This window comes from Globicatella sp. HMSC072A10 (genome assembly GCF_001811625.1).
GTDB classification, from domain to species: domain Bacteria; phylum Bacillota; class Bacilli; order Lactobacillales; family Aerococcaceae; genus Globicatella; species Globicatella sanguinis.
The window spans coordinates 1-1469 of record NZ_KV805775.1 but is presented as its reverse complement, the minus strand read 5'-3'; the positions used below and the strand labels follow the sequence as shown (position 1 = coordinate 1469).

The following is a 1469-nucleotide window of genomic DNA, read 5'->3' as shown; positions in this document are numbered from 1 at the left end:
CACAACTGTACATTTTTATGTTAGCACTTATATTAAAACCAGATTGCTTGAAGCGTGGCTTGATGGGAGAAGTGATTTCACGAATTGAAAAGAAAGGGTACCGCATTGTACATGCTAAATTAATGACACTGGATGCTGCCATTATTGCCGAGCATTATGCTCACCTGATTGACAAACCTTTTTATCCTAAGCTTGAGCAGTTTATGTTATCAGGCCCAGTCTTTGGCATGGTGGTGGAAGGTGAAGAAGTGATTCAAGGCATGAGAGCCATGATGGGACCAACGAATGTCTTTGAAGCAGCACCTGGTACTATTCGCGGAGATTATGCAACGGATGTAACTTATAATCTGATTCATGGCTCAGACTCTCTTGAAACAGCTAAAGCAGAAATCAACCGATTTTTCAACTGATTATAAGCTCACTTCCATTGGCACTCTATCCAGTTATTACCGCGGTAGTGTTGACGTTTATTATGCTTAAGATTTAAAACAGCCTTTTTATGTTGTATTGGCAATAGCATTATCAATGATTACAATCATTTCAAAGAATCTTTTAGCTATGAAGAATACGAAATTATCTTAAACCTATTATTTGATTATATTTATACTGACTCTCAGCATAAATCCATTCATCCATAATCTCGCTTAGTAAGAAAGACGTCCATGAGAGAGAGAATAAGACTATACATTGCTTAGCAAAATTTATCTCATCACGAGTTTGAATGGTTTAAATCGATCGTTGTCAATGTCCTTTGCCCATATCCTATGCTATATCCCTAATATAAATCATTGAAGCTAAATGATGTGAGCTAACTATCACGAAACAAAATAAAAAAGTTAGGCATTTCACCTAACTTCGTTTGTTGCTATGAAATCACTTCGATTTTCATTCTCTATTAGCAACACATCGTAATAATCATTGAAATTATTCCAATCTAATTAACTGATTCAAATCTAGCACCTGATCATATTTACTAAAATTGCTTAAATCTATGTGCGTAATATTAATCAAGCAAATATCATCTTGATTAAGCAAATAATTTTCGATTCGATGGTAATTTTCTTTATCTAAGGCTGATAATGATTAATCCAAAATGATAAATTTCTTATTTTGTGAGAACGCTCGAATGATTATCATGCGTTGCTTCTGGCCGCCAGAAAGATTGCCACCTTCCATAATCAACTCGTCCAACGAAAGTTCTAAAATTAAATTAGCCACTTAAATTGTGTATCCTCCCCATTTTTATGATTGAAAATAAAGCTGCTAGTTGCGGTTGGGAGGGGAACTATTTTATGGCTTTCAATACAACAGTAGCACTTTACTTAATGGGAGAATCGGGTAAGCTAAATGACTCGACCGAAAATTTAAGCGAAGTGCAAAAAGGTCGGGGAGTGACCCCCGCACCCGATTCGACGATATCAGTCAAGTGCTACGGTTTAGAAAAAAGTATAGAAAAAAACATCTCAAAA

The 1469-nt window shown here is 35.7% G+C and carries 2 protein-coding genes; one reads left to right on the top strand and one right to left on the bottom strand.

Annotated elements, in window-relative coordinates:
- Positions 1-17: 17 nt before the first annotated feature.
- On the top strand, positions 18-410 hold the full coding sequence (gene ndk, locus HMPREF2811_RS08100) for a nucleoside-diphosphate kinase (protein ID WP_071408894.1): 393 nt from the start codon (positions 18-20) through the stop codon (positions 408-410).
- Between the two features lie 673 nt (positions 411-1083).
- Here the strand turns inward: ndk and HMPREF2811_RS11095 are convergent.
- Positions 1084-1218 carry an ATP-binding cassette domain-containing protein gene (locus tag HMPREF2811_RS11095; protein ID WP_084802066.1) on the bottom strand — a complete coding sequence of 45 codons (135 nt, stop codon included), beginning with the start codon at positions 1216-1218 and terminating at the stop codon, positions 1084-1086.
- Positions 1219-1469 lie beyond the last annotated feature (251 nt).

Coding starts and splice junctions, on each gene's coding strand:
- ndk (WP_071408894.1), top strand. CDS start 18: ATGTTAGCACTTATATTAAAACCAGATTGCTTGAAGCGTGGCTTGATG.